The organism is Photobacterium sp. DA100, assembly GCF_029223585.1.
In the GTDB taxonomy this organism is placed as follows: Bacteria; Pseudomonadota; Gammaproteobacteria; order Enterobacterales; family Vibrionaceae; genus Photobacterium.
The window spans coordinates 160,188-181,322 of the sequence record NZ_CP119423.1; the positions used below are offsets into that span (position 1 = coordinate 160,188).

At 54.3% G+C, this 21,135-nt stretch carries 23 protein-coding genes; 9 read left to right on the forward strand and 14 right to left on the reverse strand.

Annotated features, from left to right (window positions below):
• Window positions 1-78 precede the first annotated feature (78 nt).
• On the forward strand, window positions 79-723 hold the full coding sequence (locus tag PTW35_RS00790) for a TetR/AcrR family transcriptional regulator (RefSeq protein WP_281026154.1): 645 nt from the start codon (window positions 79-81) through the stop codon (window positions 721-723).
• Here the strand turns inward: PTW35_RS00790 and PTW35_RS00795 are convergent, their stop codons facing one another.
• From PTW35_RS00795 to gpmM, 3 genes are all read right to left on the reverse strand, one after another.
• Entirely contained in the window at window positions 724-1,461 is a 738-nt protein-coding gene (locus PTW35_RS00795) for a divergent polysaccharide deacetylase family protein (protein ID WP_281026155.1), read from the reverse strand.
• Window positions 1,462-1,526: 65 nt separating this feature from the next.
• On the reverse strand, window positions 1,527-2,681 hold the full coding sequence (locus PTW35_RS00800; RefSeq protein ID WP_281026156.1) for a peptidoglycan DD-metalloendopeptidase family protein: 1,155 nt from the start codon (window positions 2,679-2,681) through the stop codon (window positions 1,527-1,529).
• Between the two features lie 8 nt (window positions 2,682-2,689).
• The gene (gene gpmM, locus PTW35_RS00805) at window positions 2,690-4,231 is read right to left on the reverse strand and encodes a 2,3-bisphosphoglycerate-independent phosphoglycerate mutase (protein ID WP_281026157.1); all 1,542 of its coding nucleotides are present in this window, start codon (window positions 4,229-4,231) and stop codon (window positions 2,690-2,692) included.
• Between the two features lie 422 nt (window positions 4,232-4,653).
• Between gpmM and PTW35_RS00810 the strand changes: the two genes are divergently transcribed.
• The 4 genes from PTW35_RS00810 (at window position 4,654) to cysE (ending at window position 7,694) form a co-directional block, all read left to right on the forward strand.
• Window positions 4,654-5,103 carry a rhodanese-like domain-containing protein gene (locus PTW35_RS00810; protein ID WP_039457298.1) on the forward strand — a complete coding sequence of 150 codons (450 nt, stop codon included), beginning with the start codon at window positions 4,654-4,656 and terminating at the stop codon, window positions 5,101-5,103.
• Between the two features lie 129 nt (window positions 5,104-5,232).
• Window positions 5,233-5,703, forward strand: coding sequence for a protein-export chaperone SecB (gene secB / locus PTW35_RS00815; protein WP_039457301.1), 471 nt, complete (start codon window positions 5,233-5,235; stop codon window positions 5,701-5,703).
• 17 nt (window positions 5,704-5,720) lie between these two features.
• Window positions 5,721-6,737 (forward strand): NAD(P)H-dependent glycerol-3-phosphate dehydrogenase, encoded by a 1,017-nt coding sequence (gene gpsA, locus PTW35_RS00820; RefSeq protein WP_281026158.1) that lies wholly within the window; start codon window positions 5,721-5,723, stop codon window positions 6,735-6,737.
• Window positions 6,738-6,872: 135 nt separating this feature from the next.
• Window positions 6,873-7,694, forward strand: coding sequence for a serine O-acetyltransferase (gene cysE, locus PTW35_RS00825; protein WP_044624355.1), 822 nt, complete (start codon window positions 6,873-6,875; stop codon window positions 7,692-7,694).
• 187 nt (window positions 7,695-7,881) lie between these two features.
• Here the strand turns inward: cysE and trmL are convergent, their stop codons facing one another.
• The 3 genes from trmL to PTW35_RS00840 form a co-directional block, all read right to left on the reverse strand.
• Window positions 7,882-8,346, reverse strand: a complete 465-nt coding sequence (gene trmL / locus PTW35_RS00830) for a tRNA (uridine(34)/cytosine(34)/5-carboxymethylaminomethyluridine(34)-2'-O)-methyltransferase TrmL (protein ID WP_281026159.1) — start codon at window positions 8,344-8,346, stop codon at window positions 7,882-7,884.
• 112 nt (window positions 8,347-8,458) lie between these two features.
• A complete protein-coding gene (gene cpxA, locus PTW35_RS00835; protein WP_281026160.1) occupies window positions 8,459-9,820 on the reverse strand; it encodes an envelope stress sensor histidine kinase CpxA in 1,362 nt (453 codons plus the stop codon).
• The gene (locus PTW35_RS00840) at window positions 9,820-10,512 is read right to left on the reverse strand and encodes a response regulator (protein ID WP_281026161.1); all 693 of its coding nucleotides are present in this window, start codon (window positions 10,510-10,512) and stop codon (window positions 9,820-9,822) included. Before PTW35_RS00840 ends, cpxA begins: the two co-directional genes overlap by 1 nt.
• Before the next feature lie 190 nt (window positions 10,513-10,702).
• Here PTW35_RS00840 and PTW35_RS00845 point away from each other — a divergent pair, with 190 nt between their 5' ends.
• Together PTW35_RS00845 and pfkA are read left to right on the forward strand one after the other, a co-directional pair.
• Entirely contained in the window at window positions 10,703-11,206 is a 504-nt protein-coding gene (locus PTW35_RS00845; protein WP_281027412.1) for a CpxP family protein, read from the forward strand.
• Between the two features lie 556 nt (window positions 11,207-11,762).
• On the forward strand, window positions 11,763-12,725 hold the full coding sequence (gene pfkA / locus PTW35_RS00850) for a 6-phosphofructokinase (RefSeq protein ID WP_281026162.1): 963 nt from the start codon (window positions 11,763-11,765) through the stop codon (window positions 12,723-12,725).
• A 137-nt stretch (window positions 12,726-12,862) separates the two neighbouring features.
• Here the strand turns inward: pfkA and tpiA are convergent, their stop codons facing one another.
• On the reverse strand, window positions 12,863-13,633 hold the full coding sequence (gene tpiA / locus PTW35_RS00855) for a triose-phosphate isomerase (protein WP_281026164.1): 771 nt from the start codon (window positions 13,631-13,633) through the stop codon (window positions 12,863-12,865).
• A 448-nt stretch (window positions 13,634-14,081) separates the two neighbouring features.
• Between tpiA and PTW35_RS00860 the strand changes: the two genes are divergently transcribed.
• Window positions 14,082-14,429, forward strand: coding sequence for a 5-carboxymethyl-2-hydroxymuconate Delta-isomerase (locus PTW35_RS00860; RefSeq protein ID WP_281026165.1), 348 nt, complete (start codon window positions 14,082-14,084; stop codon window positions 14,427-14,429).
• On the opposite strand, the gene PTW35_RS00865 is transcribed toward PTW35_RS00860, so the two are convergent.
• From PTW35_RS00865 to PTW35_RS00895, 7 genes are all read right to left on the reverse strand, one after another.
• Entirely contained in the window at window positions 14,419-14,754 is a 336-nt protein-coding gene (locus PTW35_RS00865; protein ID WP_281026166.1) for a DUF3135 domain-containing protein, read from the reverse strand. The genes PTW35_RS00860 and PTW35_RS00865 overlap by 11 nt on opposite strands.
• Window positions 14,755-14,936: 182 nt before the next feature.
• Window positions 14,937-15,680, reverse strand: a complete 744-nt coding sequence (locus PTW35_RS00870; protein ID WP_281026167.1) for a ferredoxin--NADP reductase — start codon at window positions 15,678-15,680, stop codon at window positions 14,937-14,939.
• Window positions 15,681-15,693: 13 nt separating this feature from the next.
• Entirely contained in the window at window positions 15,694-16,311 is a 618-nt protein-coding gene (locus tag PTW35_RS00875) for a metalloregulator ArsR/SmtB family transcription factor (RefSeq protein ID WP_281026168.1), read from the reverse strand.
• A 178-nt stretch (window positions 16,312-16,489) separates the two neighbouring features.
• A complete protein-coding gene (gene glpX / locus PTW35_RS00880) occupies window positions 16,490-17,497 on the reverse strand; it encodes a class II fructose-bisphosphatase (protein WP_281026169.1) in 1,008 nt (335 codons plus the stop codon).
• 209 nt (window positions 17,498-17,706) lie between these two features.
• Window positions 17,707-19,221, reverse strand: coding sequence for a glycerol kinase GlpK (gene glpK / locus PTW35_RS00885; RefSeq protein WP_044622346.1), 1,515 nt, complete (start codon window positions 19,219-19,221; stop codon window positions 17,707-17,709).
• 104 nt (window positions 19,222-19,325) lie between these two features.
• Window positions 19,326-20,174, reverse strand: coding sequence for an MIP/aquaporin family protein (locus PTW35_RS00890; protein ID WP_039458638.1), 849 nt, complete (start codon window positions 20,172-20,174; stop codon window positions 19,326-19,328).
• A 183-nt stretch (window positions 20,175-20,357) separates the two neighbouring features.
• Window positions 20,358-20,681 carry a hypothetical protein gene (locus tag PTW35_RS00895; protein WP_281026170.1) on the reverse strand — a complete coding sequence of 108 codons (324 nt, stop codon included), beginning with the start codon at window positions 20,679-20,681 and terminating at the stop codon, window positions 20,358-20,360.
• Window positions 20,682-20,831: 150 nt separating this feature from the next.
• Here PTW35_RS00895 and zapB point away from each other — a divergent pair, with 150 nt between their 5' ends.
• A complete protein-coding gene (gene zapB, locus PTW35_RS00900) occupies window positions 20,832-21,074 on the forward strand; it encodes a cell division protein ZapB (RefSeq protein WP_281026171.1) in 243 nt (80 codons plus the stop codon).
• The last annotated feature ends 61 nt before the right edge of the window (window positions 21,075-21,135 follow it).

A 21,135-nucleotide genomic window follows, 5' to 3' on the forward strand; every position in this document is an offset into this window, starting at 1 on the left:
TAGACCCGCTGTTATAGAATAGGTTTATGATAGTATTAGCAGATTGCCAATTTTTTTGGGCAGAGAAGTGAGAAGCAAATGAAAACCCGTGACAAAATCATCCTGGCTGCACTGGAGCTTTTCAACGAAAGCGGTGAGCCGAATATTACCACTAACCATATTGCTGCCCATCTAGGGATTAGCCCCGGTAACCTGTATTATCATTTCCGCAATAAGGAAGAGATTATACACAGTATTTTCGATCAATACGCGCATGATCTCAGTATTCACTTCCAACCCCTTGAGCATCAGCAAATAACGGCCGACGATCTGTTGGTATACCTGGATTCGGTATTCATGCTGATGTGGCGCTACCGTTTCTTCTATGCCAACCTGCCTGATATCTTGCAGCGTGATCCGGAGCTGCAGCAAAAATACCTGGCGGCACAGGAAGGGCTGCACAAGGACATCATGGCGATGATGGCCAGCTTCCGTAGCGGTGGGCTGCTGGATATCGATGAAGAAGAGCTTGAGAACCTGGCGACGACCTTGAAGCTGGTTGCCTCGAGCTGGATCTTCTACCAGACCACTCAGGCCCCGGGAGCCAAGATCACCAAAGCGGTACTCTACCAGGGGGTGCTGCATATTCTCGGTATCGTCAGGCCGCTGACCACCGCCGAAGGCAAGGCGCAAGTCCTGCAGTTAAAGGCGCACTACCGGGCGCAGATTGAAAAAGATACCTAATCAGTAGGACGGGGATAGATCCGATAGCCGGACCAGTTGGATCCCTTGCGCTTCGAGCTGCGGGAGTGCCTGGCCCAAGACATCAAGGGTGACCGGGTAAGGATGGCCGATAGCGATGGCATAGCCGTTTATCTTGGCCTGACGGATGGCTCTTGAGAGCTGTTGGTTGATGAATTTTTCGGTACTGAGATGGTCGAGAAAAATATGGCGGCGCAGGGCGGGAACATTCTGTCGCTCGGCCTGCTTGAGGGCGACCGACTTGGCGGTGGTGCGGCTGTCGAGGAAGAACAGCCCTTGCTCGGACAACACTTCCATGACCCAGCTCATCGCCTGTGCGCTCTGGGTCAGGGAACTGCCCATGTGATTGTTGACGGCAATAGCATCCGGTACCCTTTGCAGCCCCCAGCGCAGCACCTGCTGCAGTGTCTGCCGGTCCATGTCCCGGGTCAGGGTAGCCATCTCCAGCGGTGCCCGGTGCAGGGGTTCCATCGGCATATGGAGCAGGACATCGCGTCGCTGTTGGTGGGCCAACTTGCTGGTTGCTCGGTCATACGGGGTGTCGGGCAGGATGGATACACTGATCTGCGGCGGCAAGGCCGCTAGGGCCTCAGGCATACGTTGGTAGCCCAGATCGTCGATGACAATGGCCAATTTGGCCGCAACGGCCCCACTGGGTGCGCCAAGAATGGCGCATACGAGGGCAAGGGCCCATTTCTTTAATACTCGACTCGTTGCCAAAAGCGATTCCTTGCTTATCGGTTGCAGCGGAAAATTGTTTGTCTGCGATGCCAGCAAATGGCCTGTTATCTTGTCAGCCAGGCGCGCGGGTTGGTCGGCGAACCCTTGCGGCGGATTTCAAAGTACAGGGAAGACTGTGCCTGGCCGCCACTATCACCGATCAGGGCAATGTTCTCATTGGCCTGTACCGTATCACCGACCTTCTTGAGCAAGGTCTGGTTGTAGCCATAGAAGCTCATGTCGCCCTTGCCGTGGTCGACAGCCAGCACCAAACCGTAACCTCGTAGCCAATCGGCAAATACCACCTTGCCAGGATAAATGGCTTTGACTGGGCTGCCGGCTGATTGGGCAATGACCATGCCTTTCCAGTGCAGCTCGCCTTGCTGACTGGTGCCATAGTTATGCAGGATCTGACCTTTGACCGGCCACGGCAGTTTGCCTTTTTGTTTGGCCAAACCATCCATCGGCACCCGGCGAGCCGCTTCTGCCGCTGCCCGGGCCTTTTCAATTTCCTTGATCAGCCGCTGCTCGTTTTCTTTCAGCTCGACCAGATACTGGTTATCGGTGGTCAGCTGGCTGCGCAGGTTGTTTACGGTTTTCTGCCGTTGGTTGCGCTCCGATTCCAGCTTGCGTTTTTGTTCCGTGAGCTTGGCCAGCAATGCCTGTTGCTCTTTTTGTTGCTCAGTCAACTGGTGTTGCTTGAGCTGCAATTCGGTAGTGGTTGCTGCCAGCTCATCAAGCGCATGGCTGCGGGCCTGGCTGAGGCGCTCGGCATAGACGGTAAAGCGGTCGAGTTGGCTGCTGTCTTCACCGCTGAGCATCAGGGCCAATTGACTCTGCTTGCCTTGCTTGTAGTGGGCGTTGAGTAGTTCCTTGAGCAGCTCTTGCTGGCCGAGTTGCTGCTGGCGTAGCTGCTCGAGTTGTTGTCTCAGCGAGCGGATTGATCTATCTAATTCGCCTGAGCGTTGTTCGGCTTGATGGATCGCCCTGGCGGTTTCGGCAATACCGACTTCCTGCTGGCGCAGGCTTTTCTGGAGCTGGTCAACCTTTTTGCGGTTGGTGGCGACCTGGTTTTGCTGGCGTGATATTTCCTGCTTGACCCCTTTGAGCTGGCCTTCATCGGCCAAGGCACTGGAGCCAAATAGCAGGCATAGAAAAGCGCCAGTGCAAAATGCACTGGCGCGAAGACTATGGTGTAGGTGTTTGATAACTTCCCGCATGGGGGAGATTATTTCAGATCAAACAGCACCTGACCAGTCATCTCTGCAGGGATTTCCATATCTGTTAGGGCCAGCATAGTTGGCGCTAGATCAGACAGCTTACCGCCTTCTTTCAGCGTCAGCGCTTTGTCACCTACGTACACTAGCGGTACAGGTAGGTTGGTGTGCGCCGTGTGGATACCACCGGTTTCCGGGTTAACCATCATTTCTGCGTTACCGTGGTCGGCAGTGATCAGCAACTGGCCGTCCATTTCACGGATAGCTTCCACCACGCGACCCAGGCAGCCGTCAACCGCTTCGGTTGCTTGCACGGCAGCATCGTAAACGCCGGTGTGGCCAACCATATCCAGGTTAGGGTAGTTACAGATAATGGTATCGAACTCACCGCTCTTGATGGCCGCAACCAGTTTGTCAGTCAGCTCAGGTGCGCTCATTTCAGGCTGCAGATCGTAAGTCGCGACTTTCGGCGAAGCCACTAGCTGGCGCTCTTCGCCGTCAAACTCGTTCTCTACGCCGCCGTTGAAGAAGAAGGTCACGTGCGCGTACTTCTCAGTTTCGGAGATACGTAGCTGCTTCTTGCCTTTCTTCGATAGCCACTCACCTAGAGTGTTAACCAGGTCTGCCGGTGGGAAAGCGATAGGCAGGTTGATGTCAGCGGCGTACTGGGTCAGCATCACGACATCCGCAAGTGCCGGGAATTGAGCACGCTCAAAACCAGCGAAGTCAACTTCGAAGGCGCGGGTGATTTGGCGTGCACGGTCAGCACGGTAGTTCATGAAGATAACCGCGTCGCCATCTTCCATTGCCGCAACGTCCTGGCCTTCGGCACGGATTTCAGTCGCTTTAACGAACTCGTCGTTCTCGTCACGGGCGTAAGCCGCTTGTAGGCCTTCCACGGCAGATGCCGCGTTGAACTCAGCGTTGGCTGCTGTCAGTAGGTTGTAGGCAACTTCAACGCGATCCCAGTTGTTGTCACGGTCCATCGCGTAGTAACGACCCACGAGAGATGCAACGCGGCCTTTGCCTAGCTCAGCAAACAGGGCGTCGAAACGCTCAAGTGATGCCTGTGCGCTACGAGGTGGCGTATCACGGCCGTCAAGGAAGCAGTGTAGGTAGATCTTCTCAGCACCGCGCTTGGCTGCCATTTCAACAGCGGCTGCGATGTGGTCTTCGTGGCTGTGAACACCGCCCGGAGACATCAGGCCCATGATGTGTACAGCTTTGCCTGCGTTAACGGCTTTGTCGATAGCGCCTGTCATCGCAGGGTTTTCGAAGAAGTCGCCGTCAGCAATTGACTTGGTGATGCGGGTTAGATCTTGGTAAACGATGCGGCCGGCACCGATGTTGGTGTGACCTACTTCAGAGTTACCCATCTGGCCGTCAGGCAGGCCAACATCCATACCTGATGCTGAGATCAGGGTATTTGCTTCGTTTGCCATCAGGCCGTCGATAACTGGCGTGTTGGCGTTAGCAATAGCGTTGTTGGCGTTGTCTTGGCGGTAACCCCAGCCATCTAGGATAACCAAAGCCAATGGCTTCTTAGCAGACATATGCTGTCCCTCGTATGTTAAAACCTGAAATGTAATTTCGATCAATTACCTAAGCCCTCATTGGCGGGGACTTAGGGAATTGATCGCAGCGGCCGTAATTTTACTACAGTTTATGGCGCAAACTGTAGGTCAAGATCAAACTATGCTGTAAATAGATTGTTATCTTCCTACGGAAATATATTCATTTCTGCCTTTCAGTGTAAGCCCTGAAGCACAGTTTTTTTCACTTTTTATTGTGCTGCAATAATGCTCAAGCCAGTTAAGACTTATACTGAGAGCGCCAAAGGCCAGTGAGCCGCCGCGCGGATTTATTGCATCCTGCTGTACAACTAGGCTGTCGCGGGTATACTCGGGGTCTTTGAATTTTGTCGACTCGAGCCTGGGTTACAGCAGGCTGGTATTAGGAATATAGAGCGAAGGTCATGCAGCAATACATTGATTTTGTAACAAGTAACCCAATGTTGTCATTGGTATGGGTTGGCTTGGTTGTGGCTATCATTACGTCTTACGTCAAGCAAAAGACGGCTGGCTACAAGATTGTCACCCCAAATGAAGCGACCGTGATGGTCAACCGTGAAGATGGCGTGTTTGTCGATATCCGTAGCCGCGACGAGTACCGTGGCGGCCATATTGCTGGCGCACTTCACATTTTGCCTAGCCAAATCAAAGAACAGAACTTGGCAGATCTTGAAAAATACAAGCAAGCCCCAATCATCGTAGTATGCAAGACAGGTCAAACGGCGCAAGAAAGTGCCAACCTGCTGAGCAAAGCCGGTTTCGAGAACGTGAACCTGCTCAAAGACGGCCTGATTTCTTGGAACGAGGCGAACCTGCCGCTGATCCGCAGTAAGTCAGGCAAGGCAAGAAAGTAATTTTGCCCTCCCGCGGCACACTCGGTTGGGCTGCGGGGACATACCGAATTTTGTGCAGTTGTGATAGTTATCATGGTTGCGATATTGATAGGCTCACTTCCGTGGGCATGAGAGAAAAAGGACTCTAACATGGCTGAAGCAGCAAACAACGAAGCACAGCAAAACTTCCAAATCCAGCGTATCTTCCTGAAAGATGTGTCTTTCGAAGCACCAAACTCACCACAGATGTTCCAGAAAGAGTGGAACCCAGACGTGAAACTGGATCTAGACACGCAGAGCCGCGAACTGGGTGAAGGTGTATTCGAGGTTGTTCTTCGTCTGACTGTAACGGTGAAGAATGAAGAAGAAACTGCATTCCTATGTGAAGTTCAGCAGGGCGGTATCTTCTCAGTTGCGGGTATGGAAGCACCACAGCTTGCCCACTGCCTAGGCGCATTCTGCCCGAACATCCTGTTCCCATATGCTCGCGAAACGATTTCAAGCCTAGTGGTTAAGGGTACATTCCCTCAGCTGAACCTAGCACCGGTTAACTTCGATGCACTGTTCATGAACTACCTGCAGAACCAGGCGCAAGCTAACCCAGAAAACACCGAAGCGTAAGCTTTAGGGTGGACACAATGAATCCAGGCTCAGAACAAGTAATTTCCATGGCGGTGCTAGGCGCCGGCTCATACGGTACCTCATTGGCTATTTCCTTGGCCCGTAACGGTGCTAATGTGATCCTGTGGGGCCACGAGCCGGAGCATATGGCGCAGCTGGAAATGGATCGTGCCAACGAGGCATTCCTGCCGGGTGTCGCTTTCCCCGATTCCCTGATTGTCACTGCCGACTTGGAGCAGGCCGTCAAGGCCAGCCGCGATCTGTTGGTGGTGGTGCCGAGCCATGTGTTCGGCGAGGTACTGGGCAATGTCAAGCCGCACTTGCGTGACGACTCCCGCGTCTGCTGGGCGACCAAGGGGCTGGAGCCGGAAACGGGCCGCCTGCTCAAAGACGTGGCCGTTGAGGCGCTGGGTGAAGATGTGCCGTTGGCGGTATTGTCAGGACCGACGTTTGCCAAGGAACTTGCTGCAGGTATGCCGACAGCGATTTCCGTGGCGTCGCCGGATGACGAGTTTGTTCGCGATCTGCAGGACAAAATTCACTGCAGCAAAACCTTCCGGGTTTACAGCAACAGCGATTTTACCGGTATGCAGCTGGGCGGTGCGGTCAAGAACGTGATTGCGATTGGTGCGGGGATGTCGGATGGTATTGGCTTTGGTGCCAACGCCCGTACCGCATTGATCACCCGCGGTCTGGCCGAAATGTCACGCTTGGGTGCTGCATTGGGTGCTCAGCCTGAAACCTTTATGGGGATGGCTGGCCTTGGTGATTTGGTGCTGACTTGTACCGATAACCAATCTCGCAACCGCCGTTTCGGCTTGGCGCTGGGCCAAGGCAAAGACGTTGACCAGGCCCAGGAAGAAATTGGCCAGGTGGTCGAGGGCTATCGCAACACCAAGGAAGTCTGGGTTCTTTCTCAGCGGATGGGGGTCGAAATGCCGATCACCGAACAGATCTACCAAGTGCTGTACCAGGGCAAAGATGCCCGCGAAGCGGCCAAGGATCTGCTGGCCCGCGAGAAAAAAGACGAATAACAGTTTGGAGTCCTATGCATCCAATCTGTTCTACTTAAGATGCAACGCGGGCTGTTTTGGCCTGCGTTGTTTTTTTTTCAGGGCGCGTTAAAGTTAAAGCAAGCCGATACCAACAGTAATGATACCGAGGGTAATGTGAGGGAATGTCAACAATATGCCGTTTGGCAGGCTATCAAGCAGGAAGCAAGGCAGCAGTCAGAGCAGGAGCCGATGCTCGCGAGCTTTTACCATGCCACCATTATCAAGCACGATAACCTGGCTGCGGCACTGAGCTATATTTTGGCCAATAAGCTGGCCACGCCATCGATGCCAGCCATGGCGGTACGTGAAGTGATAGAAGAGGCTTTTGCTGCCGATTGTCTGATCACCGAGTCAGCGGCCTGTGATATTCGGGCTGTTGTCGAGCGGGATCCGGCGGTAGAGATGTTTTCTATCCCTTTGCTCTACCTCAAGGGCTTCCATGCCTTGCAGGGCTACCGGGTGGCCAACTGGCTGTGGAAACAGAAACGTGTGGCGCTGGCGGTGTATTTGCAAAACCAAATTTCGGTCGCCTGCCAGGTGGATGTCCACCCGGCGGCACGCATCGGCCAAGGCATCATGTTCGACCATGCCACCGGGATTGTGATCGGTGAGACAGCAGTGATCGAGAATGACGTGTCTATCCTGCAGGACGTTACTCTGGGCGGTACCGGTAAGGAAGGGGGCGATCGCCACCCGAAAATCCGCGAAGGGGTGATGATCGGTGCCGGGGCCAAGATCCTGGGCAATATCGAAGTGGGCGAGGGCGCCAAGATCGGCTCCTGCTCGGTGGTGCTCAATCCTGTGCCGCCCCATACCACTGTCGCCGGTGTGCCGGCCAAGATCGTCGGCCGCCCGAGCAGCGACAAGCCGTCGATGGACATGGACCAGCAGTTCAACGGCACCAGCCAGACTTTCACGGCCGGGGATGGAATATAGAAGAGCGGTACTATGGTTCTAAGGCGCTTTGGTCCTATGGGATGAGAAGCGGAGTGATGGCAAAGATTGGCACTATGGTGCTGCAGAGGGAGCCGTCCTGCAGAACCACAGAACCACAGAACCACAAAAGCGAGAGCCACTGCTCTCGCTTTTTTTGTATCTGGCTATCGATAAAACGCTTAGCCTGTTACACCGCACCCTTGAAGCCAAGTTGGCGCCAGGCCTCGTAGCCAATGATTGCCGCGGCATTGGATAGGTTCAAGCTGCGGCTGTCCGGGTGCATTGGGATACGCAGGCGCTGCTCGAGCGGCAGGCTTTCGATCAGCTCGGCGGGTAGGCCGCGGGTTTCCGGGCCGAACAGCAGTACATCGCCTTCTTCGAACTTGGCGTTGGTGTGGAAGTTGGTGGTCTTGGTGGTGCAGGCGAAGATCCGGCGCTCGCCGATGTGGGCAAGAAAGGCCTCGAAATTGGCATGGCGGTGGACGTGGGCCAGATCGTGGTAGTCCAGGCCGGCACGGCGCAGCTTTTTCTCTTCCAGGTCGAAGCCCAGCGGTTCGATCAAGTGGAGGTTGGCCCCACAGTTAGCGCAGAGGCGGATGATGTTGCCGGTATTTGGGGCGATCTCCGGTTCGTAAAGGGCGATATCAAACATAGTAGACAATCCGTGGTGACAATCGCGCTATTGTACGGGAAAAGCGCAGCAGAAAAAATCGCCGGCAAGCGGCGACCTGGTTGCAGGCCGCTGCTTGCGTTGGTCCTGGCGGCTAGCGCGATAGCGGCAGGGTGATGGTGACCTTGAGCCCGCCCAGCTCGCTGCGGCAGGCCTTGATGGCGCCGCTGTGTTGGCGGATGGCGCTTTCGGTGATGGCGAGGCCAAGGCCGGTACCGCCGCTGCTGCGATCCCGTGCGGTCGAGACGCGGTAGAACGGGCGGAAGATATCATCCAATTCGTTGTCGGGGACGCCTTCGCCGTTGTCCTCGACCGTGATACAAAGATGCTTTGCCTGGGCCTCAAAGCGGATCCGGATATGATCGTTACCGTATTTAATAGCATTGCGGACGACGTTTTCCAGTGCGCTGATCAGCAAGTTGGGGTTACCGTGCAGCGGCCATTCTTCCAGCGGGGTATAGTCCAGCTGCTTGCCGCACTGCTCGGCTTCGAAGCGGGCATCTTCCAGCATGTCGAACCACAGCGAGGCGGCATCGGTGGCCTCCCGCTGCTCATGGCTGTTGACCTGCATCCGAGACAGCTCCAGCAACTCCGCAATCATGATTTCCAGCCGCTCGGCCTCGGTATCTATCCGTGTCAGCTCGTTGCTCTCGCCTTGTTTGCGCTTGGCCAGGGCGGTAGCCATTCGCAACCGGGTCAGCGGTGAGCGCAATTCATGGCTGATATCGGACAGCAAGCGCTGCTGGCCGCCAATCATATGGTTGATAGCCTGCACCATTTGGTTGAAGCTGGCGCCTGCCTGCTTGAATTCCTTCGAGCCGGACTCGAGCTGTGGATCGGCCTCGAACTCCCCTTTGGCTACCCGCTCGGCGGCATTTTGCAAGCGGCGGGCCGGCAGGGATATGGCCCAGGCCAACCACAGCAGCAGCGGGGTACTGACCAGCATGGTCAGCAGCAGTAGCTGGAAAGGCCTGTCCAGGATCTGGATGAAAAACGGCGGCGGCTCCCTGACGATCCGGCCGACATACATCAACAAGGTGTCGCCCTTGTGCTGGACCTCGAACGGGCCGGCCATCATCCAGCGGCCATAGAGCTTTTGCTTGGGCTCGCTGGGGCTGTCGGCCATGGTAATGAAGTTGCGCAGTGCTTTGCTGTTGCGCCGCGGGGAAATGACATCGCCATCGGTGGTGGTGAAGTAGAGCTGGAACCCCTTGTGGCGGTTGTGGTCGGTAAAGCGGCCGAGCTTCTTCTCCAGCGAGCCGCCATCGCGGGAGATCTGGCTGGATATGCTGGCAGCCGACTCCTGAAATCGCTCTTGCTGCGGTTGGGGAATGGTGTGCTGGGTACGTGGATCCAGGTTGGGCAGCAACAGCAGCACCAGAACCACAAGCAAGAGGGTGAGCCAGAACACCGCAAAGATACGGCCATACAGGCTGGAAAAGCGCGGCAGCTTCATTACGCGTCCTCGACCAGCAGGTAGCCCTTACCACGCAGGGTCTTGATCCACGGCTTGCCGTCATCGCGCTCGGGCAGCTTCTTGCGCAGGTTGGAAACATGCATGTCGATGGCACGGTCGAACGGGGCCAGCCGCTTGCCAAGGACCTCGAGGCTGAGTTCGTTCTTGGCAATGATCTTGCCCGGATGCTGGACAAAGTAGCTTAGCAGTGCCAGCTCGGTGCCGGTCATCTCGATAGGGCTGCCGTGGCAAAGTACTTCCTGCCGGCCTGGATATATTTCGATCTCCTGATAGTTCAGGCACTCGGGCCCAGCCTTGGTGGCGGTATTCCGGTTTTGGGTCCGGCGCAGGATAGCGCGAATGCGGGCCAGCAGCTCCCGATCGCTAAATGGCTTGGGCATATAGTCATCGGCGCCCAACTCCAGCCCGAGTACCCGGTCTATTTCTTCGCCCTTGGCGGTCAGCATCAACACTGGGGTTTCATGCTTCTCACGCAGGCGACGCAGCATCTCGGTACCGTTCATGACCGGCATCATCACGTCGAGCAAGATCAGATCAATGCTGTCGTCGACCTTGGCCAATCCTTCCTCGCCATTATTGGCCTCGACAACCTCAAACCCTTCCATATCGAGAATGTCGGACAGCAAGGAGGTCAATTCGGTATCATCATCAACAAGCAGGATTTTGGCCATAGTCTCTACCTTTAATAAGCAACAGCGATAAGGTAAGTATCCCTAATCGTTGCAGGGTCGCCAAGTAAAACTGGTTTGGCTTTACGCAGTTTTACGTTTACCAGACAGCCCTTTACCTTGTAGGGGGTAAGCTATATCCGTACCTGAGATTACGGCGCTGCAACAGCAGCCTCTAATGGAGAAGAACATAATGATGACTTTCAAGAAAACATTGGCGCTAGCAATTGCCCTTCCTCTAGCCCTTGGCTCTGCCTCTGCTCTGGCTTACGGTGGCGGCAAGCACCACAACGGCCAAGGCGGTAAAGGTGGCTGCGGCATGGATGACAGCCGGATGTTCCGCCAGTTGGATCTGACCGATGCGCAGAAGACCGAGCTGAAAGAGCTGCGCCAGACCAACAGGGACGCTATGCGCGGCACGATGGCTGAGCGCCATGCCGAGATGCAGGCACAACACCAGAAAATGCAACAGCTTATGCTGAGCGAAAACTTCGACGAAGCCCAGGTTCGTGCCCTGGCCGAAGAGATGTCCCAGCAGCAGGTTGAGCGCCGCGTTGCCATGCTCAAGCAGCGCCACGAAATGATGCAGGTGCTGACTGCCGATCAGAAGACCAAGCTGCAGGAGCTACAGGCTGAGCGTGCTGAAAAGTGCCAGGCCCGAATTGAGCAGCGCCTAGAGAGCAAGCAAGCGAACTAATCGCTGTCCGTTGACTGACAAAAGCCGCCAAAGCACTTGGCGGCTTTTTTGTTACCGGTTGCCCAGGAGGAGGCTTTGCAAAACATCGATTTGAATTATTTTGTTATTAATTTTCGTCATAAAAAAGCTATACTGCGGGGTATTGCCCAGCCCTGTGCATGATGTCAGGTGTGATTATCAAGGATGAGTTCACAGTCACCCGCGGTCTTCCTCCTTACTTGGCACAACTGGAGGCTCTGGTGCCAGCCGTTATACTGAAGAAGTAGCGGTATGTCGGCCAAGCGCAATGGTGCTTGCGGTGCCAGCCCATAGGCTAACTGTTTTGTAGCTCTCGGTAGCGGTATGAAGCGGCGATATTCCCCGCGTCATGGTGCAGTTGCAGGCTATCGTGATATGAATCAACAAATTTTTTTATCAAAATTGTAATACTCCTACATTAGTAGGAAAGTTACAGTTTTCATGAGGTAGGGTCGGTGATGGCCCTGCGGCCGAGAGGGGGAACCTTGGCCACTCATGTCGGATTTGAATTTTCATTTCCCAAAGTCAGAGGGTAACCATGATTAAGAAGATTGGTGTATTGACCAGTGGTGGTGACGCACCTGGTATGAACGCGGCTGTTCGCGGTGTTGTTCGTGCAGCATTGTCTGAAGGCCTAGAAGTTTACGGTGTTTACGACGGCTACCAGGGCCTGCACCAGAACCGTATTGAAAAACTGACTCGCTCAAGCGTATCAGACGTCATCAACAGAGGCGGTACATTCCTGGGTTCTGCTCGTTTTCCTGAGTTTAAGGAAGAGAAAGTTCGCCAGCAAGCGATCGAAAACCTGAAGATCCACGGTATCGACGCATTGGTTGTGATCGGTGGTGACGGTTCGTACATGGGTGCGAAGAAGCTGACTGAGATGGGTTACCCATGTATCGGTTTGCCGGGCACAATTGATAACGACGTTGCAGGTACTGACTACACAATCGGTTATCTGACGGCGCTGAACACGGTTATCGATGCGATTGACCGTCTGCGCGACACGTCTTCTTCTCACCAGCGTATCTCGATCGTTGAGGTGATGGGCCGTCACTGTGGCGATCTTACTCTGATGTCTGCAATTGCCGGCGGTTGTGAGTACATCATCACACCAGAAACGGGCCTGAACAAAGAAGAGCTGCTAGCGAAGATCAAAGAAGGGATCTACAAAGGCAAGAAGCACGCGATTATTGCCCTGACGGAATTGATGACGGATGCTAACGAGTTGGCGAAGTACATCGAGGACGAAACCGGCCGTGAAACGCGTGCAACCGTTCTTGGCCACATCCAGCGTGGCGGCCAGCCAACAGCCTTCGACCGTATCTTGGCATCTCGCATGGGTGCCTACGCGGTTGAGCTGCTGATGGAAGGTCACGGCGGCCGTTGTGTGGGTATCCAGAACGAGCAGATGGTTCACCACGACATCATCGACGCTATCGAGAACATGAAGCGCCCAGTCCGTAAAGATCTTTACGCATTGGCTGACAAGCTGTTCTAAGGGACTTCCCTTGACGTAAAAAAACCGGCTGCGGCCGGTTTTTTTGTACCGAATAAAAGCCTTTGGCTAATTTGAGGTAATAAAAAAGCTACCCTCGGGTAGCTTTTTTAATGTCTTGCTCTTAGCCAAGAACAGGATTATTTTTTCGCTTCAGCCGCTGCTTTCGCGATTGCTGCAAAGCTTGCTGCGTCAAGCGCTGCACCGCCCACTAGCGCGCCGTCGATATCTGGCTGGGCGAAGTAAGCTGCTGCGTTTTCTGGCTTAACCGAACCGCCGTACTGGATCACAACTTTGCTCGCCACTTCTTCGCTCTTCGCAGCGATGTGAGCGCGGATAGCTGCGTGGATGCGCTGTGCATCTTCAGCGGTTGCTGCTTTACCGGTACCGATAGCCCAGATTGGTTCGTAAGCGATGATCGCACCTTCAAGCGCTTCTACGCCCTGGGTGTTGATCACTGCGTCGATTTGACGAGCACAAACAGCGACCGTTTCGCCCGCTTCGTTTTGTGCTTCTGACTCACCGATACATAGTACAGGTGTTAGGCCGTGCTCTTTAAGGAACGCGAATTTCTTAGCAACGAACTCGTCAGACTCGTTGTGGTAGTCGCGACGCTCAGAGTGACCGATGATGATGTGGCTTGCACCAAAGTCTTTCAGCATCTCTGGAGAGATATCGCCAGTGAATGCACCGCTAGCGTTAACGTCAACGTTCTGTGCACCTAGGATGATTTTGCTCTCAGCTTTGCCGATCAGTTGCTCAGCCAGGTCAAGGTACATAGCTGGTGGCGCAACGGCAACGTCTACACCTTCAAGGCCCTTAAGTTCAGCATCAAGGCCCTTAAGAAGGTTAGATACCATTTCTTTGCTACCGTTAAGCTTCCAGTTACCCATAACCACAGGATGGCGCATAGCTTTTCTCCATATCAAATTGACTTAAAAAATACTCAATAGCTTAGCATACAGCCCCGGGGACAACCCGTTGTAGGCGGCGCTAAACACTAGGCTATAGAGTATCACTGGCCGGGTTTGCTTGCGGTCTTATCTGTTAACACCGAAAGCAGCGCCAACATTACCACAGCTTAGGAAATCAATTTCCTGTCCGAAATCATATCAGTGCTCGGTTGTACCCTTTTCCCCGGCAAAAGTGAACCGCTACGCGGGAATTTTTTTCACTCTGGTGCGAATCGCATCATGGCGGGGAAAAAAAAGACAGTGATCCGTGATTGAAATATAGCCTGTATCTTTGGCGTCGTGGGAGAAGATCCGCTAAGGTTGAGGCCCATTTCAGGATAAAGCTATGCCAGGTATGGCTTTTTCCGGTCAAAATAAGTGAAGTGTAAAGCGCAAGGAGGAGCGGATGCCTAACTTAGTGATGGAGTATGCCGAACCTGTCGTCGAGAGGGTCAATATTCCAGGGCTTCTCGATGATCTACATACCATTTTGCTCGAGTGCGGGGTCTTCGAGCCTGAGTCGGTGAAATCGCGCAGCTATCGCTGCCATAACTGGCTGGTGGGCGAGAACCGCGATCTCGATACCTTCATCCATATCGAGCTGACCATGCTCTCCGGCCGCAGCGCCGAGGTCAAGCGCGAATTATCCCGCGCCCTGATGAGCGCTCTAGAACAGCATGCCAGTACCATCAACAGCCTGACGGTGGATATCCGTGATATGGACAGCGACTGTTTCCTTAAAGTCAGCTGCTGACGGACTGATCTGTTGACTCTGGCCGGCGGAAGGGCGTGATATCCGCTTGGTGCTCGGTCAGGGTCTCTGGGGCATTCAGTGCCTGGGCGAACCGTTTGAGCTGTTGCTGCAACTCTGCCATCAGCATGATATTGGTATGGTTCGGGTTCTTGCCTTTGGCAATCACGTGATTGATATGGCTCATCTGAGCCCGCAGCCGGGGCTGCATCTCGCTGCTGGCATTGTGGATGACCTCCTCGCTCATCGCCAGCCGGAGGGCTTCGAGTTTCTCCGGCTCATTCTCGGCCATGGCTTTCAACTCATCAAACGGTGGCAGTGTTTGCATCGTGCTTCCCCTTACGGCAAAAAACATTTGCGCGCGGACAGATGTGGCGTTTATCCGCTCGGTTGCTATGCAATAAAGTTAGTTGTCAACAGGGCGATAAACTGGCTCAGGAATGAGACAAAGCCACATTTTGCCAAGAAGGGAAAGGGCAAGCCCGGTTACCCGAGCCTGCAGGTGGTGGTTTACCAGTAGTGTTCGGTGGTGATTTGACCGGGCTGGCGGCGCAGGTTTTTGCTAAAGCCCTTTTGCTCCAATACCGCCTTGGTTTCCCGGACCATCTCCGGGTTACCGCATAGCATTATCTGGCTTTGCTCGGGCGTTAGGGCGAGGCCGACATGGCGTTCCAGCATGCCATCCTCGATGGCCTGGGGGATACGGCCCGGCAGAGCCGGGGGAGCCGGCTCTCGGCTGACGAAGGGCTGTACGATCAATTGCTCCGGATACAGCTCCTTGAGTGCGTTGATCTCGGCCTGATAGCTCAGATCAGCCGAAAAGCGTACCGCATGGACCAGCACGATTTTGCGAAATCGCTGCCAGGCCGCGGACTCGCGCAGGATGGAGAGGTATGGGCCGATGGCGGTACCGGTTGCCAGCAACCATAGGTGATCGCTGTCAGGAACCTCCTCCAAAGTGAAGAAGCCGTTGGCCCGGGCGGAGATGAACACCTGCTGACCCGGTTCGAGGGCATGGAGCCGGGGGGACAGCAGACCGTCGGCCACCCGGGTGGCGTACACTTCGATCTGATTGCTCGAGGGAGGGTTAACGAAAGAGTAGGCCCGCTGGATCATTTTGCCGTCGATCTCCAGCCCCAGCTTGGTGAACTGGCCAGCCTTGAAGGGCTCGATATTGGCTTGCAGCACAAGACTGAACAAGTCGTTGTTCCAGTGGCGGTTTTTGATGACCTCTGCAGGGATCCAGTCAGCCATAATGTTCTCCTCGTTATGATTTTATTATTCGATACGCACAGCGCCTCTCTCCGGCAATGATGTGTTCCTGTCTGTTGACCTGGTATTCGCTGCCCAGCAAGCGCTGGAAAACAGCCAGCTCGGACTGGCACAGTGAAGGGCAGCGTTGGGCCGCGTGGCATATCGGGCAGTGGTTTTCAATCAGCACGAAATCTTCACCGTCCTGATGAAGCTCGGCCATGTAACCTTCCCGCTCCCTGAGTGTAGTCAGGATTTGCAGTTTTTCTGCGATATTTTCCACCCCGGCCAATTGGGTTTGGTATTGTTCAAAGGTTTGAGCCTCTCGCCGATCGACAACTTTGCTCAGTCCATCCGGGCCAAACAACTCTTCGACAGAATCAAGCATTTGAATGATCAGATCGCCATGGCGGTCGGTAAAACGGCGGTGCCCTTTTTGGGTCAGGTGCCAATGGCGGGTTGGCCGGCCGACTTTGGCTTTGATGTCCTCGAAGTCGACCAGGCCATCTTCTTCCAGACCCTGTAGGTGCTGGCGTACTCCCATGGTAGTGAGCTGGAAGTCCTCGGCCAGCATTTTGGCGGTAACCGGCCCTTCACGCTTCATTCGGTAGAGTATTTTGTCGATGGTTTTCATGGCCGCCCCAGGTAACAAATTTGCATAGTTAATTATGTAGCCAGCTTGCTAAATAAAGCAACAACTTTACAAAGTCAAAAACCTTCAGGCATCGAGAAGCTGGGAGGGGAGGGATGCTTTGGATATGCGGATATAAAAAAGCGCGCCAAACGGCGCGCTAGATAGCGGTATCTGCGACTTACAGGATGTGGCCCTTGATCGCGTCGTCTTTGCGATCCAAGTAGTGGGTCGACTTGATACGGCGGATAGTCCGGCACTTGCCGCGGATCAGCAGGGTTTCTGTGGTCGCGATGTTGCCCTGACGGCTGATGCCGTCCAGCAGATCACCTTTGGTGATACCTGTACCGGCGAAGATAACGTTGTCGCTCTGCGCCATGTCTTCCATACGTAGTACGGTGTTCGGCTCGATACCCATCTCGCGGCAGCGGTCAATTTCCAATTGGCCGTGATCGCGGTTTTCTGGTGTGTCGCCTTTCACTTCGTGGCGAGGAAGAAGGCGACCGTGCATGTCTCCGCCCAGCGCGCGGATAGCCGCTGCTGATACCACGCCTTCAGGCGCGCCGCCGATGCAGTACATGATATCGACTTCGCTGTCGGGCATACAGGTCAGGATTGATGCCGCAACGTCACCGTCTGGCACGGCGTAGACGCGGATACCCATGGCCTGCATCTCGGCAATAACCGCATCGTGGCGCGGTTTAGCCAGCGTGATCACGACCAAGCTGTCCAAGCTCTTGCCCAGCGCCGCCGCAGCAGCTTCCAGGTTTTCTGCCAGCGGCCTGCTCAGATCAATCGCGCCTTTGGCTCCCGGGCCGACAACCAGTTTTTCCATGTACATGTCAGGCGCCTTCAGGAAAGAGCCTTTTTCGCCGGCAGCCAGTACCGCCAGGGCATTGTTCTGGCCCATCGCTGTCATGCGGGTCCCTTCGATAGGGTCTACCGCAATATCAACAGCGTCGCCACCAGTACCCACTTTCTCACCGATGTAAAGCATAGGTGCTTCATCAATTTCGCCTTCACCGATAACGATTTCACCTTCAATCTCGGTCTGGTTAAGCAGTGAACGCATAACCTCAACCGCAGCACCGTCTGCTGCATTCTTGTCGCCACGGCCTAGCCATTTGTAGCCAGCCAGCGCAGCGCCTTCAGTGACACGGGAAAATGCCATCGCCAAATCGCGTTTCATGATTACTCCAGAAATAGAAATCAGTGGGCTAGGGCCTGTAGGCTACAGGCCCGAATAAATCTGGCGGCGATTCTAACACAGGTTGCAAGGAAACGTTTGCGTTAGCGCAAAAATGTTTATTTCTTGCCGTTTCGCGGCGTGTTGGCAAAAAAAAGGCCCGCTTGCGCAGGCCTTGATGGGGAACGTGGTAATGCGAGGGTTGCTTCGGCTTAGATGTCGTCTTCGACCGCCCAGCCTTTGGCACACTCGACCGCGCGCTTCCAGCCGTTGTAACGGCGGTTACGCTTGCCATCGTCGTTGCAGGCGACGAACTTGCGATCCAATACCGCTTTGTCTTTCAGCTCATCAATACTGCCCCAGAAGCCAACAGCCAGACCCGCGAGGTAGGCGGAGCCCAGTGCGGTGACTTCGGTAACCACGGGACGATGGACTTCGGTATCAAGGATGTCTGACTGGAACTGCATCAGGAAGTTATTGGCCACGGCACCACCGTCGACGCGCAGGGTACCCAGCTTGATGCCGGAGTCAGCCTGCATCGCATCCAGTACGTCTCGGGTCTGGTAGGCGACACTTTCCAGCGTTGCACGGATGATGTGGTTGCTGTTTACGCCACGAGTCAGGCCGACGATAGCACCACGGGCATATGGGTCCCAGTATGGGGCGCCAAGGCCGGTGAATGCAGGAACGACATAGACCCCATTGGCACTACCGACTTTTTCGGCGAAGTATTCGGAGTCTTTGGCGTCATCAAGCAATTTCACTTCATCGCGTAACCACTGGATAGAGGCGCCGCCCATAAATACCGCACCCTCAAGGGCGTAAGCCACTTCGCCTTTAGGGCCGCATGCCAGCGTGGTCAGCAGGCCGTTGTGCGAGGTCACTTTTTCCTTACCTGTATTCATCAGTAGGAAACAGCCCGTCCCGTAGGTGTTCTTGGCCTGGCCTGGTTCCACACACATCTGGCCGAATAGGGCTGCTTGTTGGTCACCGGCAATACCGGCGATTGGGATACGGGTGCCGCCCTTACCACCGATGTTGGTTTCGCCGTAGACCTCAGACGACGATTTCACTTCCGGCATCATAGAAAGCGGAATATCCAGCGCTTTGAGAAGTTTTTCGTCCCACTCCAGGGTGTTGATGTTGAACACCATGGTGCGTGAGGCGTTGGTGTAGTCGGTAACGTGTACACGTCCCTGAGTCATCTTCCAAATCAACCAGGTATCAACGGTACCGAACAGCAAGTTACCGGCTTCGGCTTCTTCGCGGGCACCTTCGACATTGTCGAGGATCCACTTGATTTTAGTGCCTGAGAAGTAAGGGTCGACCACCAGACCGGTGTTTTCGCGGATGTATTCTTCCAGGCCGGCTTTTTTCAGCTCTTCACAGGTATCTGCAGTACGGCGGCACTGCCATACAATGGCGTTGTAAACCGGCTTACCTGTGTTCTTGTTCCAGACAATGGTGGTTTCGCGCTGGTTGGTGATACCGATACCAGCGACTTGGTCTGAGCGGATCCCTGCTTTGGCCAGGGCTTCAACTAGCGTTGAGCTCTGGGTTGCATAGATTTCTAGAGGATCATGCTCGACCCATCCAGCCTTGGGATAAATTTGGGTGAATTCACGCTGTGACGAGCACACAATGTTGGCGTTGTGATCAAGCACCACGGCACGGGAGCTGGTCGTACCCTGATCGAGTGCAACAATGTACTTTTGCTCAGTAGTCATAACGGTTTCCTCTCATTGTCATTATATAAGGGTAGTAGAGTGTGGTGTTCGGATCGGCCTGTGCGGGGGCAGGCCGATAATGTTCTAGTTTTATGAATTTGTTACTAGGCGTTTGCGGCTTCTTCTGCCGTGTCTTCGCACTGGTTCGGCAGGGTGCAGCGGTTGCCTGGCAAGTAGGCGCCGATGGCTTTCGGGTATAGCCAACCACCGAAGGCGGCACCCATGATAGGGGCAAGGATAGGTACAATCATGTACGGGATATCTTTACCACCGGTCAGGGCCATATCACCCCAGCCAGCTAGGAAGGCGAAGAATTTAGGGCCAAAGTCACGGGCTGGGTTCATCGCAAAACCGGTTAGTGGACCGAGTGAGCCACCGATAACCGCAATCAAGATACCGATCAGCAGCGGGCCCATTGCGCCACGTGGTGCGCCGTTTTTCTCATCACCAATTGCCAAGATGGCAAACATCAGTACCGCGGTGATCACAAATTCCACCGCGAAGGCACCGGCAAATGACAGCGCTGCATGCGGGTAGGTAGAGAAAATGCCGGCAGTCGCCAGGCTGGCTTCGCTACCTCGGACAATGCCGTTGGCGGCTTCGAATTCAACGAACAGGTTGCTGTACAGGCTGTAGATCAGTGCTGCGGTACAGAAAGCCCCGAGTAGCTGGGCAGCAATGTATGGCAGTACTTTGCGCTTATCGAATCCGTGGAACAGGGCAAGGGCAATGGTGACGGCTGGGTTGATATGGGCGCCGGAGACGCCAGCAGTGCAGTAGATGGCGATGGCAACGCCAAGGCCCCACATAATACTGATTTCCCACTGGCCGAATTCGGCTCCGGTCAGTACCAAGGCGGCGACACAGCCGACGCCGAAGAAGATCAGAAGCCCAGTACCAATGAACTCGGCCAGGCATTCGCCGAGCAGGGTATGTTGTTTTTGGGTAGTCATGTTCAGTCCTTTTGTCAATGTCGTAGGGGTATAGCTTTTTTTGTATTTATGTGTGGCTAATGTACTCGAATCCACAAAGAATAAAATTGGGTCGCGCGAAAAGTGTGCGTTCGAGCATAAAATGGTTTTGATTTTTGCGCGTTCGCGCAAACGATTGCCGTTTAGCGGGAAAAATCCCCATTGCTACTTGTTGCGTAATTGGAGGGGCGGGGTAAAAATGTGCTTTGGTGGTATGTGTTTGTTTATAGAATAAAAAATCCGACCTAAAAAGGTCGGATGTGCCAGAGGGGCAAATTCTTGGAAAATTCCAAGAGAGATACGATCAAGATAAAAATTAGCACGCTGCTGGTGCATTAAAATAGAGTTTGATCGCAATTCTAAGCATTTGGCTGCGAGGCCGGCTGATTTTTGCACGGCTTGCTCATTTCTTTTGCCAAGCGCTATTGGAGTCCACTCCAGAGGGAGCGCAAGCATATGGAAAGCAAGGATTTGATTAAATTCGTGCAAAATTTCCCCATTTACGACAAAGCATGGTATTTGTAGATGTCAGAAGGCGGCAGCCTCGTTAGAATAGGTGGTAATTAATCGTAAATGTGCCTGTGGAACGTTGCCTTAAACGGTTAGGGCAAACTGATAGGCTGAATACAGGTGGACAATATGTCATTAGAAATGTTGGAAAAGCTGGAAGCCAAAGTACAAATGGCTGTTGATACAATTTCTCTGCTACAGATGGAAATTGAAGAACTAAAAGAAAAAAATGATAGCCTAGCTGGCGAAGCGCAGGCACTGCGTTCTGGCCGTGAAGAGCTGGAGCAAGAGAACAACAAACTGCGCAATGACCATCAGGCATGGCAGGAGCGTGTTCGTGCGTTGCTGGGCAAAATGGAGCACGTTGAATAAGTGCTATTTGCCGGGCAGCCAATGAGTCTGTCAGTAGAGACAAAAACAGAGCCGGCCGGCT